The 14,705-nt window shown below is 35.9% G+C and carries 13 protein-coding genes; 12 read left to right on the top strand and 1 reads right to left on the bottom strand.

The features are described 5' to 3' along the window. Positions 1-88 precede the first annotated feature (88 nt). Both ABH968_RS11985 and ABH968_RS11980 read left to right on the top strand, forming a co-directional pair. Positions 89-973, top strand: coding sequence for a LysR family transcriptional regulator (locus tag ABH968_RS11985; RefSeq protein WP_370044256.1), 885 nt, complete (start codon positions 89-91; stop codon positions 971-973). 171 nt (positions 974-1,144) lie between these two features. After that, on the top strand, positions 1,145-1,540 hold the full coding sequence (locus ABH968_RS11980) for a VOC family protein (RefSeq protein ID WP_370044255.1): 396 nt from the start codon (positions 1,145-1,147) through the stop codon (positions 1,538-1,540). 207 nt (positions 1,541-1,747) lie between these two features. Here the strand turns inward: ABH968_RS11980 and ABH968_RS11975 are convergent, their stop codons facing one another. After that, on the bottom strand, positions 1,748-2,605 hold the full coding sequence (locus ABH968_RS11975; RefSeq protein ID WP_370044254.1) for a LysR family transcriptional regulator: 858 nt from the start codon (positions 2,603-2,605) through the stop codon (positions 1,748-1,750). Between the two features lie 364 nt (positions 2,606-2,969). On the opposite strand from ABH968_RS11975, the gene ABH968_RS11970 reads away from it, so the two are divergent. From ABH968_RS11970 to ABH968_RS11925, 10 genes are all read left to right on the top strand, one after another. Further along, positions 2,970-3,914, top strand: a complete 945-nt coding sequence (locus ABH968_RS11970) for a DMT family transporter (protein ID WP_370044334.1) — start codon at positions 2,970-2,972, stop codon at positions 3,912-3,914. A 938-nt stretch (positions 3,915-4,852) separates the two neighbouring features. After that, positions 4,853-6,562, top strand: coding sequence for a methyl-accepting chemotaxis protein (locus tag ABH968_RS11965; protein WP_370044253.1), 1,710 nt, complete (start codon positions 4,853-4,855; stop codon positions 6,560-6,562). 291 nt (positions 6,563-6,853) lie between these two features. Further along, positions 6,854-7,945: a sensor histidine kinase gene (locus tag ABH968_RS11960; RefSeq protein ID WP_370044252.1), complete on the top strand. Its 1,092-nt coding sequence runs from the start codon at positions 6,854-6,856 to the stop codon at positions 7,943-7,945. 273 nt (positions 7,946-8,218) lie between these two features. Then, positions 8,219-9,580 (top strand): ethanolamine ammonia-lyase subunit EutB, encoded by a 1,362-nt coding sequence (locus ABH968_RS11955; RefSeq protein WP_370044333.1) that lies wholly within the window; start codon positions 8,219-8,221, stop codon positions 9,578-9,580. 15 nt (positions 9,581-9,595) lie between these two features. Then, positions 9,596-10,453 carry an ethanolamine ammonia-lyase subunit EutC gene (eutC, locus tag ABH968_RS11950; RefSeq protein WP_370044251.1) on the top strand — a complete coding sequence of 286 codons (858 nt, stop codon included), beginning with the start codon at positions 9,596-9,598 and terminating at the stop codon, positions 10,451-10,453. Between the two features lie 33 nt (positions 10,454-10,486). Next, entirely contained in the window at positions 10,487-10,951 is a 465-nt protein-coding gene (locus ABH968_RS11945) for an ANTAR domain-containing response regulator (protein ID WP_370044250.1), read from the top strand. 733 nt (positions 10,952-11,684) lie between these two features. Beyond that, complete coding sequence (locus tag ABH968_RS11940; protein WP_370044249.1) at positions 11,685-12,125, top strand: GNAT family N-acetyltransferase; 441 nt, start codon at positions 11,685-11,687, stop codon at positions 12,123-12,125. Between the two features lie 676 nt (positions 12,126-12,801). Next, positions 12,802-13,290: a sigma-70 family RNA polymerase sigma factor gene (locus ABH968_RS11935; RefSeq protein WP_370044248.1), complete on the top strand. Its 489-nt coding sequence runs from the start codon at positions 12,802-12,804 to the stop codon at positions 13,288-13,290. After that, on the top strand, positions 13,283-14,275 hold the full coding sequence (locus tag ABH968_RS11930; RefSeq protein ID WP_370044247.1) for an anti-sigma factor: 993 nt from the start codon (positions 13,283-13,285) through the stop codon (positions 14,273-14,275). The genes ABH968_RS11935 and ABH968_RS11930 overlap by 8 nt, the downstream gene beginning before the upstream one ends. Further along, positions 14,257-14,553 (top strand): hypothetical protein, encoded by a 297-nt coding sequence (locus ABH968_RS11925; protein WP_370044246.1) that lies wholly within the window; start codon positions 14,257-14,259, stop codon positions 14,551-14,553. The genes ABH968_RS11930 and ABH968_RS11925 overlap by 19 nt, the downstream gene beginning before the upstream one ends. Positions 14,554-14,705: the final 152 nt, after the last annotated feature.

The following is a 14,705-nucleotide window of genomic DNA, read 5'->3' as shown; positions in this document are numbered from 1 at the left end:
ACAGCAACAAATGTTTTCTGTAGCGAAAGCAAAGCGTCAGCTACAATTACGCCAAGGCGAAATTGATCGATAGAAAGGTGTGAATGGAATGAATTTGCATGCGTTAAGGATTTTTACGAATGTAGCAAAACATGGGGGAATTACCGCAGCGGCCAATAAAATGCTGCTTAGTCAACCAGCTGTCACAATTCAAATACGGAAATTAGAGAGCGAAATAGGGACAAAATTGATTGAAGGAAAAGGACGCGGCATTCAATTAACGCCTGAGGGGAAGTTTTTGTATGAGCAGGGAATGCGTTTATTTTATTTAGAAGCACAAATTGATGAAAAGCTCGGTAAATTTTTAGCGAAAGAAGAAAAAATACATATTGCTTCTTCCTATATACCAATAAACTATATACTCCCGCCTATTATAGCAGCGTATAAACTTGCTAATCCTCACATTGAATTTTTTGTGTCGCTTGGCAATGTGAAATCTGTGGAAGAGCAAGTTCTGAGTTATGAAGTAGACCTTGGTTTTGTCGTGCAAAATAAAATGGGTCACCCTGATCTACAGTTTGAAAAAATACTAGATATCCCGTTTTGGTTTGTAGTTCACCCATCACATTCTTTGGCAAATCAAACTGTCTCCATTTATGAATTATCGAATGAGGACTTTATTTATCGGGAACGTGGTAGCTCGACACTTGATTTATTGAAGGCTGTTTTTTACACATTTAACAGTCCATTACCTAAATTAGGACTTCAAATGCAGGGCTTACATGAATCGATTAAAGTAGTGGAAGCAGGGTTCGGTATGACTTTAGCACCGTCCTACAGTGTAACTGAAAGTATAACAAATGGAAAACTAGCTCGGGTGTATGTAGAACATGCAGATATTCAGCAAAGTTTATTTATATGTACACGCAAATCAGATATAGAAGATCATCCATTTATTCAGTATTTAAAAGAAAATTTAAACGCTATAAATTAACTAACTTAAAAGCAATAGAACCAAAATCGAGAACAAGCATTAGAATGTTTATTCTCGATTTTTTCATATAATTTCTCTTCTTTTTTATTTCCATTCCTTGTAATAATAATATATAGTAATTGTACTCAAACACAGTGAGTAATTTAATTCTTTAATAATTAGGAGGATATCATGGGAAGATTAGTTCATTTTGAAATTCATGTAAGTGACATGGAACGTGCGAAGAAATTTTATGGAGAGGTATTCGGATGGTCATTTCAAGATTGGAGTGATTATGCAGGAATGCCTTACTTTGGAGCGATGACTGGCAATGAGGACGAGCCTGGAGTCAATGGTGCTTTAATGCAACGTCAAGGTGCTTCTCCGGAACCAAACCAAGCTTTTAATGGATTTGCTTGTACAATGGGTGTGGAAAATTACGATGTAACAGAAGCTAAAATTATTGAGAATGGCGGCGAGGTTGCAATGCCGAAATATGCTCTTCCTGGAATGGCGTGGCAGGGATACTATATTGATACCGAGGGCAATATATTCGGTATTCATCAGCCTGACAAAAATGCAAAATAGCACCATTATAATTTGAAATGATGTTTTTAAATAGGTTATCTGCAACTTTTCTTTCCATATATAATTAACATTGATTAACACAGAACGCTTGGTACTAAAAACCAAGCGTTTTTTGTCACTTCACTATTTTTTATCAATGGATGTACCCATTAGATACTGTTAATGGTGATTGGCAGAAGAAAAGACTCGGTAATGATAGAAGTAACCCTATATATGCTGATGCTCAGCAATTGTTTTTAAAAAACATTCCATCGAATTTGTCATATATGCATCTTTTCGTCGTATAAAGACGGTTGAAATAGTACCGTATTTTTTAGGAATTGGATGACAATAAACCTTGCCGGTTGTAGAAAGATGTTCAGCAGCCGATTGTGGTACAAGTGTAACGCCAAGACCAATTGCAACACTGTTTAAAATTGTCTCTAATATATTAAATTCCATGATTCTTTTTGGCAGTAAACCCTCATCTTTGAGCCAGAGTTCTAGCTTGGATCGATATCCGCAACCTTGATTAGAAACAAGGATTGGTGTAGACATAAATTCCTCTGTACGAAATGATTTGTTTTGTGATAGGAGAACGAGATTTTCTGTATACACATCATATTGTTCTAAAACTGGATGTTTAATCGGTCCAGTTATAAAAGCACCATCTAATTGGTGGTCTGCTACTTCTTTAATAAGTTCTTCAGTTAAACCAGCTTGCAGTGTTAAGTCGACATTGGGATACCCCTTATAGTAAGACGCTAGAATAGTAGGTAATATACTAACCGTTTCGACTGTACCGATTTTTAATGTACCGGTAGGTGTATCACTATCTAAAAATACTTGTTTCATTTCCTCGACATCCTGCAAAATTTTATTAACGTAAGCAAGCATTTTTCGGCCTTCTGGATTTAATGTCATCCCTTTTTTATGGCGATAAAAAAGGGGCGTTTGGAGCTCCTTTTCTAATAGCTTAATACGTGCAGTTACATTGGATTGTACATAATTTAATTCTTTTGCAGCACGGCTGACGCTCCCGCAATTTGCGACGCTTTTGAAAATCTGTAAATCTCGCAGTTCCATTGAACATACCCCCTTAAAACTATCATTATAAATGATAGTTAATATCACTTTCAATCATTTTACGTGATGTATTTTCTTTTTTATAATTCTCATTGTGCATTTTAACTTCTTTCAGCGGGTATCCAAACACCTGTACCTGTCGCTACGCTTTCGGTACAAAAGACATTTGTAGCTGACGCTTCGCTTTCGCTACAGAAAATAATTGCTGAAAGAAGTTAAAGCCTCCGGCGGATGTCACGGAATCGGAAAGGAGTTCTTTGTGCAAGCACAAAACCGATTCCGGACGCAATTATGCCGAGGCATAATTGATAGGGTTGTATAGAAACGGGGAAAAACAGTGAGAAAAAGTAAAATAATAGTAGGCATGATAGCATGTTTAATAGCAAGTATGTCATGGGGAGCCATGTTTCCAGTTGCAGATCATGCACTTGAATATATAAATCCATTCTATTTTTCAATTATTCGATATGGGGCAGTATCGATTGTATTAGTCATTTTATTATGGATGAAAGAAGGGAAGAAAGCTTTTCGTTTAGAAGGGAAAGGTAAATTGCTAGTCTTTTTTGGGACCATGGCGTTTACAGTTTACAACGTGCTTGTTTTCTTAGGCCAAATGTTAATGGGGAAATCCGGTGTTATGGTAGCGTCGATTATGGAAGCACTCATGCCGATGATTTCGATTGCTATTCTTTGGGGGTATAAACATGTGAAACCGAAGAAGTATATGATTAGTAGCATGATCATTGCTTTTATTGGGGCTATTTTTGTTATTACAAAAGGCGATATGGGTTTCTTTCTTACACTGAAACATAATTTAGTTTCGCTCGCATTTATTTTAATTGGTGTTGTAGGATGGGTTATTTATACAATGGGCGGTCAAACATTTAATGAATGGTCAACTCTGCGCTATTCGACATTAACATGTGTATTTGGCACAGCTGTAACAGGCATCATCACAATGATCATGACAATACAAGGGTATGTATCCGTTCCAAGTGTGGAAACGATTTTTGCTATTAAATATGATTTATTGTTTATGATGACACTACCAGGCATTGTGGCATTGCTTAGTTGGAATTATGGTGTGAAAATCCTATCATCCATTAATGGGATTTTATTTATTAATTTTGTTCCAATTACTACATTGGTCATTATGATGATACAAGGATATAAAATAACAGTCTTTGATATAGCAGGGACTCTACTTGTAATTTCAGCTCTTATTTGGAATAACATATGTCAGCGTAGAGAAGAAACCATGAAACCACAGGTTATACAAGAGGAAGAAGAATTACGGCAGGCTGTCTAATATTAGAAGAATTATGATTTTCTTTGCTGGCGCAATTAACTTCTAAGCATGTAGTAATTAAAATAGATTAAGCTTTTTTATAAAGAGCGTGTTTTAATCGGTTATCGATTTAAAACACGCTCTTTATTTTGTTCCTTTATCATCACGGTTAATTAATGCCCAAGACAAGGGGGAGGACATTAGTGTGGAAAATTAGTATCTAGGCCAATATACAGGATTTATTCAGACGGTAGAAACTATCGGAAATACAGGTTTATAATTGATGAGCGATATAAAGGGTTGGCTATGGCAAGAGCACAATGAAGTTGATTGTTCAAGACATCCAGAGTAGAGATGATTGCACTGATGTCATATGGCTTGGATATCAGCCAAACAATGAGCAAGGTATACTAGTGTGGGTTTTGAAGAAGCCCGAATGGCTCCTTGGAGAGAAATGTTAGCAAAGTATAGTTTTCGTTAAAATTTCTAAGAGAGTAATAAATAGAATGTAACTACGCTGGGGATGCCCTAAAAGTCTGCAAATGACTTTTGGGACATCCCTCTGTCTTTAGAAAAATTTTAGAAACTGTTTCTGAAGAACTACTTATTAAAAAAAATGTAGTAATTTAGGTTGATTTACTCAATTGTATTTTTTTTGTCGATTTTTTGTTCAAAAATATCGAAATATGTCGTAATATATTGTGAATAGTATGAAGAATAAATTTTCTAATGTTATTGGGAGGGGCTAAAAGCAGGGGAATTCATTATTATTTTTAAGTAGGTTATCAGAAAAACGAAGAGAAAAGTCAATATAATGAAAACATAGGATTAAACAAGACAAGCAGGTTAGCTCCATGTTGTAAATAAACATGGAGGCTCGCACCTTTGATAATGTACGATTCATTGTCTTTCATTAAAATGTGCACTAAAAATTGAATTTAAAAAGGAGCGTATTAACCATGCTACGCAATCTATCTATATTTAAAAAGTTAGTCCTATTAATGTTTATAGCCATTTTAACAGTTGGTATTATTCAAGTGAATGGATATATCACAATGAAATCTTTGGAGAATAATACAGAGAATATTTTTAAAAACCGTCTAGAACCAAGTATAGTTTTGACTGATTATAGGCTTAATAATCGGGTCATTATTTCAAATATGTATCGTTCTTTCCTTTTTACAGATGAATCAACTATTAAACAAATTAATAATGAAGTAATGCATGCTTTTGAAGAGAATGAAAAGAATCTTCAAATACTTAAAGAAGCCAATTTAAAATCGGATGAGGACAAAATAATAAATGAATTGGTTCAGCAATTTCCAAACTTTAAAGAAAGTATGGAGAAAGTCTTTCAACTAAGTCTTGCCAATAAGAATGAGGAAGCAATAAATCTCTTTAATTCAAGTGCTAAGCCTGTATTTGACGAAATTATGTCAAAAGGTTTGGAGCTGACAGAATTGAATAAAAAATATGCAAGTACATTGAATATGGAAAGTAAAGCTGAGGCAAGTAAAGGTATCACGATCTCTCTAATCATTTCAATTGTATTAGGAATTCTGTTTGTTGCAATCGGTTTTATAGGTGTACGAAAATATATAATTTCTCCAATTGAAAAATTAAAATTTGCTGTTCAACGAGCGGAAGCAGGAGAACTAAATTTTAGTGTAGACTATGATTCAAAGGATGAACTAGGTGTCTTAACGTCTTCATTTAGCCATATGATTGCTCAATTACGAGATCTAATTGGTCAGGTGAAACAATCATCCGAACAGATGGCAGCATTTTCGGTTGAGCTTTCGGCAAGTGCGGAACAAACGAGTGAGGCAAGTGAGCATATCGCGTCTGTTACGTTAGAGGTGGCAAGCGGCTCGGACGATCAAGTTAGAACAATTATAGAAACATCAGATGTTGTTAATCATATGGTACAAGACGTTCAAACAATAGCTAGAAATTCTACTAACGTTTCAGAGGCTGCTATCCAAGCAGAACAACTTTCAGTGGATGGAAATGATATTATTAAAACCGCTGTTCAACAAATGAACTCCATTCAAACTTCTATTGGTAGTCTAAGTAATGTAATTAGTGGTTTAGGTGAGCGTTCGGGAGAGATTGGACAAATCGTTGAAGTTATTACAGGCATTGCAGCACAAACCAATCTACTGGCACTAAATGCAGCGATTGAAGCGGCAAGAGCAGGAGAACACGGAAAAGGCTTTGCGGTCGTTTCGGAAGAAGTACGAAAATTGGCCGAAGAATCTTCTGTATCAGCACAGAGAATCTCTGAGTTAATTACAGGAATTCAAACGGAAACGAATAGAGCAGTAGATTCTATGCAATTCACAACGAATGAAGTGGAAACAGGTATTAACAATGTGAACATCGCAGGTCAATCCTTTGAAAAAATTCAACATGCCATCAATGAGGTATCTGTTCAAATTCAAGGAGTGTCTTCATCAGTACAACAGATGGTTGCTGGAGTTAATCAAATGACCAAATCTATGGAACAAATCAACGGAATTGCCCAAAGTTCTGCAGAAGGGACACAAAATATTTCAGCGGCTACAGAAGAACAGTTAGCCTCCATGCAAGAAATTACTGCATCTACTTCTGCACTTTCTAAAATGGCTGAAGACTTACAAGAAAAAACGAATATGTTCGAAGTATAATGATGACGAATTGTCCTATTAAGTGTGAAAGTGCAGCCCAGAGGTAAAGAGGCTGTTCAAAAAAACTGTTATCTAAGGATAGCAGTTTTTTTTGTTTACATATGGGGTAAACCCTGTCATAAATTTCGTATTATTAACTACAATAACAAAAAGTAGATTTTCAGAAACTTAAAGCACCACATAGTAGTAAATGTTTTATTTTGAAAATTCTATAACTTTGTTGTGTCACATTGAACACACTTTTTATTTTTGCTATAGTGTTTGGAAAACTGGAGAAAGGGGAGCGATATCATGATGGGAATTTTAGATTTAGAACGATTTACAAGTTTATCAAATGAACAGTGTGAAATTATTTTAGGTATGGCTGAAAACCTTCAAATAATAGCTGATCTTTCTCAAGCAGACATTTTTATTGATTGTCTTTTGCAAGAAGATAACGCATCTTTAATTGTAGCTGAAGCAAAGCCTACTACTATAGCATCTTTGTATAAAAAAAGTATGTTAGGGCAGATAGCATATGAAGAGATGGAGCCGGGTGTTTTATTTAGTTTGAAAACTGGGAAACCACTTTTTGGATCAAGAGGCATTACCGAAGAGCGCGGAATCATGCAACAAGATATTGTTCCTATAAAAGACCTGCATGGGGAGACTATTGCGGTATTAATTAAAGAAAGCGATATCTCACAGGTAGCGCAGAATGAAAAAAATATAGAGCAGTTTATGAAAGCGGCTAATAGTGAAGACAAGCAACGTGTATTTCAATCCTTTGTCGTTCAGGAAATTCATCATCGCGTTAAAAATAATTTACAGGTAATTTCCAGTTTGCTACGGTTACAAATGCAACGTTCTCACTCGGTAGAAGTAACTGAGGTATTCCACGATAGTATATCTCGTATATCTAGTATGGCTTTAGTGCATGATTATTTGGCTCAGCGTGGAATTGATGAAGCAGATATTAAACTTTTAATTCAACAAATTTCTACTTTGTTAGTTTCCTCGTCCATTATTCCAGGTCAACATATTACTGTGTCTGTAGAAGGGGAATCTGTATGCTGTCCTTCAGATCAAGCAACAGCCGTAGCACTGATTGTTAATGAGTTAGTTCAAAATAGCATTAAGCATGCCTTTCCTTCACGAAATTACGGGAAAATTGCTATAAATTTGAGGCAACGAAAGCAAATGGTTACGATTACAGTAACGGATGATGGATGTGGAATTGGTGATTCTTTTTCTTTAGGCGATATATCATCTTTAGGATTACAGCTTGTAGAAATGTTAGTTGAAGAGAAGCTACAAGGAGTTTTTTCATTCCCTATTTCTGAGGAAGGGACAAAAGTTTCAATAACCTTTCCGATAGTATCTACCGTAGTTAATACTAAATGACACTAGGTCTCCTAATTAAAGCTTTAGTTAGACAGTTACAAGTTTTTTAAATCTTGAGGAATTGTATATTTTAAAATAAATATCATTTTTAATTGATGTTGTTATTGTTTTCGAACTATTTACAAAATATTTGCTAGTAGTGTAGAATGAATTAAAATAATAACTGAGGCAAAGGCGCCTTTCACGCCCGAAGAAAATTTCTTCAGGGATAAGTGAAAGCGCTTTTTTTTCGTTTGATTGCAATTTTTAGCATATAAAAAGGGGTGTTAAATGATGAAATTGTCTTGTGTAGTAAAAGGAACTCATTATACGTTTTCGTCGGTAAGGGAGGTACTTGCAAAAGCGAGTGAAGCGAAATCTGGGGATGTGATGGCGCGGGTAGCAGCGGAATCATCGCTTGAGCGTATGGCAGCAAAAGTAGTACTTAGTGAGATGCAGCTGAAAGAAATTTATGAGAATCCGGTTATTCCGTATGAGATCGATGAAGTAACACGCTTGATTTATGATGATATTAGCGACACGATTTACAAGGATATTCAAAGTTGGACTGTCGGTGAACTGAGAAATTATATTTTGTCATCAGATACAGGTAGAGATCAATTATTGAAACTTTCAAGGGGACTAACAAGTGAAATGATTTCAGCGGTTGCCAAGCTGATGTCAAGCATTGATCTTGTTCTTGCTTCACAGAAAATGAAATATCAAGCACATTGTAATACTACAATTGGAGAGCCAGGTCGCTTAGCATTTCGTTGTCAGCCCAACCATCCAAATGATGTTCCAGAAGGCATTTTGTATTCAATAAAGGAAGGGTTGTCCTACGGAGCGGGTGATGCGGTTATTGGTATTAATCCGAATGTGGATACGATTGAATCGGTCAAAAAACTTTTAACACTTTCACATGAATTTATTGAGAAATGGCAAATTCCAACACAAAATTGTGTTTTGGCCCATATAACAACACAAATGGAAGCTTTAAAGCAAGGGGCACCTATCGCTCTTATGTTTCAAAGTTTAGCAGGTACACAAAAAGGGAATGAAGCATTCGGTATATCTAAAAAAATTATTGATGAGGGCTATGAAATGATGGCTCGATATGGTACATCTGCAGGTCCAAACTTTATGTATTTTGAAACAGGACAAGGTTCGGAGGTATCTTTAAATGCTGATTTTGGGGTAGATATGCAAACTCTTGAATCAAGAAGCTACGGTTATGCACGTCACTGGAAGCCTTTCATGGTGAATACCGTTTCTGGCTTTATTGGACCGGAGACACTTTATGATGGTCGCCAATTAATAAGAGCGGATCTTGAAGATGGATTTATGGGGAAATTGCATGGTTTACCAATGGGAATTGCTCCAACTTACACAAATCATATGGATGCCGATCAAAATGATCAGGAAGTTGCCGGTATCATAACGGCAGTAGCAGGAGCGAATTTTTACATGGGAGTACCGGGTGGAGATGATGTCATGCTGAATTATCAAGATACAAGCTATCACGATGATGCTAGTTTGCGTGAGATTCTGGGCTTACGACCACTTAGGGAATTTGAAAAATGGTTAGAGAATATGGGCCTGATGGAAAATGGAAAGTTGACAAAACGTGCAGGAGACTTATCAATTTTTGATTGAGGAGGGAGGAGCAAAATGGATATTCAGGAGATTGTTCAAAGAGTAGTAGAAGAAGTGAAGAAAAACATGAATTCACCAAAAAACGATACCGATCAAAATAAAGAAGAAATCATATATTTTCCGGAAGAACGTATAAAAGGGGTAGACAAGCCGCATAATGTTGCATCTATAGAACGGGCACAAAGTATTACACCTGCCCGTATTGGTATTGGTCGAACTGGAACTCGTATGTTGACGACAAGCTATTTACAATTTTTAATTGATCATGCAGCTGCACAGGATGCTGTATTAAGAGATGTTAGTGATAATTTTCTTCAGAATATGGGGTTGCATAAGCTGGAGACGAAAGCTAGTGATATGAAAACTTACTTAATGGATTTAGATGCTGGTCGAAAGTTATCGGATGAATCTATTAAGTATCTTGAAAAGAACGGTGATAAGGGTAAAGATGTTCAAATTATTGTTTGTGATGGATTGAGCTCCTCTGCGGTAGAAGCCAATGTAGTTGATTTACTGCCTGCTTTAATTCAAGGGTTAAAATTAAAAAATATAAGTGTCGCAAAGCCGTTTTTTATTAAGCGAGGGCGTGTATGGGTGCAAGACGAAGTGGCTGCTCTTGTTAATTGTGACCTTATCATTTCATTGATTGGTGAAAGGCCAGGTCTAAACACAGATGAAAGCTTAAGTGCATACATGATTTATCGGCCGACTGAAAAAACAGTTGAAGCTGATCGGACGGTCATTTCAAATATCCATAAAGATGGACTAACTTCAGTTGAAGCTGGTGCCTATCTATCTGATTTAATCGAACAAATGCTTCATGCAAAGTGTACAGGAGTGTCTTTTGCTCAACAAAGGAATTTTAGTATGTAGTAATATCCCTGTCCAGAAAGGTTGTGATGTTTTATGAAAAAACGGATTCTGATTGCTGAAGACGAACCAATTATCAGACTGGACTTAAAAATGATGCTTCGGAATAACGGCTATGAGATAGTCGGGGAAGCAGGAGATGGGGATCGAGCGATTGAACTCGCTTTTAAGTTAAAACCAGATTTGGTGTTAATGGATATAGAAATGCCAAAACTAAATGGTTTAAAAGCAAGCGAGGTTATTGGTCGTCAGCTTGATATACCAGTGTTGTTGATTACTGCATACAGTCAAAAAGAATTTGTAGAAAAGTCTAAGCAAGATAATATTATGGGATACCTAGTTAAACCTGTTTCTGAAGCTAGCTTAATTCCAGCAGTGATGATTGCACTTCAACAAGCTAAGAGGACACAGACGCTAAAACAATCTTTACAACTAACACACGAAAAAATTCAAAAGCGAAAGATGATTGAGCGAGCAAAAGGGCAACTTGATGGGAAGTAATCATCTGGGTTGTATGTTTTTGGGTTACTCTAAAATAAATGCATGTTACAACACTTAACAGCTTCTGCTATGGGAAAATATCTACATTAAAAAAAGCTGTACTACGAGTCTTTTTAATATACGGAAAATTCGGTGTTTTAAAAAGAGAAACAAATGCTTGTAAATAGTCCACTAATAGTACCAAGAAGGAAGTATTAAGTCTTCAGATGTTGAAATGAGCAGTCATATTCTGGTGAAGCGGGGGATTTACTTGCCCTGATTTAGAAGAAATAGAAGGAATGATTAAAAAAGCAGTGCTTACAATTATTCAGTGAAATCAGGAAAAGTGACTGCAAATATTGATAGTGGTGATGACACAGCGAACATCGAGCTTTTAAGCATCATTTAAAAATGCAATGGATGCAATGAACAAGTTGATAAGTGTAAACCTTTTTTGAATAGTACATGTAATGTTTTCATAATATATTTTGATTCGTTTAATACGAATGCTTAAATTGTATATTTTTGTTAAATACAGAAGGGATTCGGCTACATATGTCGAACTAAAATAATGTACAAAAGGAGAGTAGATTGATTGCTCTTTATTGTACAGTTTGGTGACAAACACCATCTTATAAGGAGTGATGTGGTATGTATATAAAAATAACAAGTCGGTTTATCAGTAGGGGTATACTAATTTAGTAGAGATTTCGTGACAATGGATTTCTCTACTACTAGGGGAGGAATCTGAAATTTGATTAGTATAAGATCAATTGATCAAAGTAATTGGGAAGCTTGTATTCAATTGAAGCCTAAGCAAGAACAGGAAGGGTTTATTGCCTCAAACCTGTATTCAATTGCTGAAAGTAAATTTCTTCCGCATATGAAGATAAAGGCGATTTATTGTGAAGAAATGCTTATCGGCTTCGCGATGTACGGGATAGATTCGGATGACAGAAACTATTGGATATATAGGTTTATGATTGATGAGCAATTTCAAGGACGTGGGCATGGAAAGAGCGCAATGAAGTTGATTATTCAAGATATCCAGAGCAGTGATGATCGTACTAACGTTATATGGCTTGGGTATCAGCCGGAGAATGAGCAAGGAAGGAAACTATATGCCAGTGTGGGTTTTGAAGAGTCAGGAATGGCACCTTGGGGAGAAATGTTAGCAAAGTATAGTTTTCATTAGAATTTTTAACTTTTTTAGCCTCTATAGATGGTGAAATGAATGCGAATTTAAGTTACTTTTCAGCGGGGGTCCAAACACTTGCTGAAATAGAGGAACTCAGTCGTTGCCAAGTCTTGTGGCAACGACTGAGTGACCAACATCATGCTGTTGCTGTCGCTTCGCTTTCGCACAGACAAAACATGTTGCTGACGCTGCGTTAGCACTACGCTTTCGCGCAAAAACATCTGTTGGCCTAAAGCCTCAGGCCGATTCCGGATGCATTGTTTATCTGTGCGAAAGCAAAGCGTCAGCTACAATTATGCCGAGGCATAATTGATTAAGTGATAAATATTGCGTAACTAATGATTACGTGGGATGTTCTCAAAGTCTACAAATGGCTTTGACAACATCCTTTTTTTATTTATACAATTTTTAGCATTTCCACTTTACCTCTTTATAGTATTGTGTCATTTCGTTATTTTTGTAATGATAAATGACAAATAACCCCTATTATAGTAGGGGAGAATTCCATTTTATTTTTTTCGGAGGCATCCAACCCATAATGGAAAAAAACTAGACGACTGTAGCCGAGAACTACTTTAGTGCTTCTGCCAAATGATAATAAAATTACAAAAAAATAAAATTAGTGCAACTTTTTCTATTTATGAAACGAGGATAGATTGAAAGGTGGGAAGAGATGGACATTGAACAGCTTTATTTGCGCTATATAAACGACATCTATCGGTATTTATATTCTTTATGCAAAAACCCAACATTAGCAGAAGATTTAATGCAGGATACTTTTTATAAAGCGCACATTACATTACTTTCTAATACAGTCCAAGACATTAAACCATGGCTATTTAAAGTAGCTTACTATACCCATATCGATTACATACGAAAAGAACGCCGTGTTGATCTTACGAATAGTCTTGAACAATCGACATTTATGACACCTGAAACCATTGCGGTAAATGAAGAATCCTTTCATTCATTAATTTCTTTACTTGATCAGTTATCGCCTTATGAAAAGCAGGCAATTATGTTGTGTGATGTGCACGATTGTACTTATGAGCAAGCGTCAAATATTTTGGATTTAAAATTAAATACGCTCAAAAGTCATTTATTGCGTGGGCGAAAAAAGATGAGAGCTTTAATAGAAAAGGAGAGACAGCAATATGGATGATTATGAAAAATTAATAGCTAGCTCCAAAGCAGAAATTGCAAATGTAAAAGATCAAAGTAAATATCAAAAAGCTATTAAAAGAACAATTTTTACGTCAAAATCGAAGCTGATTTTTGCAACTTTAACGATGATATTATTGATTGCGCCAATTAGTTTTATGTTGACATTTATGTATTACGCCTTTGGTACAAAATCTACAACATTAATGGATGTGGCAAGTGAAACGCTTTACGTTACAGAACCTAATACATCACTGGAAGAAATAGAGTTTGATATGTCCTTTACGCCATTTTCAATGAAGCTTGCTTTTGATCAATACAAGCGTATAGGAGAGGAAGACTATAAAGCGAACACTTATGATTTACGTTTTTTCCTTGGTAGCTTATCTAAAAAAGAAGTGACAACATCTTTAGAAAGAGTAGCACCAAAACATCAAACAGAAACTAATCCTTGGTTAATACATCCTGAAAACAGGAATTCGGAACTGGATACGGGTCGAGAATGGAGGATCCTTGGCGGTTTACCTGATGAAACTGTTGTGGAAGCTTATATTTCATTTAATGATCTTATGACAGTTAAAGAAGCTAAAGATACAATGCCTAATGTCGATGTTGTGTGGGCTGCTGTCGATACCGGTATTGATAAAACAAATTTAAGTAAAGATGGTAATGTTGTTTCACCAATTGGCTATCCTGTGCAACCTGATAATTCCACTTGGTCACCATTTCGCGATGCAACGTCAAATGAAGAAGTGTTTAAAGATATTTTAAAAACTATGGAAAAGCACGAAGAACTTGCGACATCGATTTCTAGCGCAAAAAATTTAGCATTGCCGGAGCGTATTGCATACATTAATAAACATGGCGTAAAGACTTATGGGGTTGTTGTAACGGGACCGAAAAAGGAAGTCCTTGCATTAGAAAAACTGGATATTGTACGGTCACTAAAAGTAGGTGAGGTGAAATTATGGAACTGGTCACGTTAAAACGATTTGAAAAGGGATTCGTCACAGCTGGATGGTTTGGAATCATTAGTGGCTTATGCCTACTTTTATTACTTAATATTACGCTATTAACGAATATTGATATAACGAATAATAACCTCTATTTGTTAATTTATCTGACAGCTCCTTTTAGCGTTCTTGCTTTATTTTCTAAAAAAAGTCGCTCATTAGGGCTATGGGGATTAAGTATTGTCTTGTTTATCATGATGTTTACAGTAATTATTTTCATCATAGGATGGATAGTAATTCCGTTTCCTTAAAAAACTATGCCTATTGCTCCCAAGTCGCAATAGGTTTGGAGAACCAATGGGGGTGCCCGTAAATTTTTAGCTATCATCAAAGTTTGGATAACATATTTGAAACAAATGAAGGTTGTTTAATAGTGGTTTAACTTTATAATAAGAAAAATCCC

The sequence above is a fragment of the Lysinibacillus sp. RC79 genome (genome assembly GCF_041262405.1).
Taxonomy (GTDB): Bacteria; Bacillota; Bacilli; order Bacillales_A; family Planococcaceae; genus Lysinibacillus.
The sequence above is the reverse complement of the archived record's forward strand: the minus strand, read 5'-3'. Positions and strand labels throughout refer to the sequence as shown.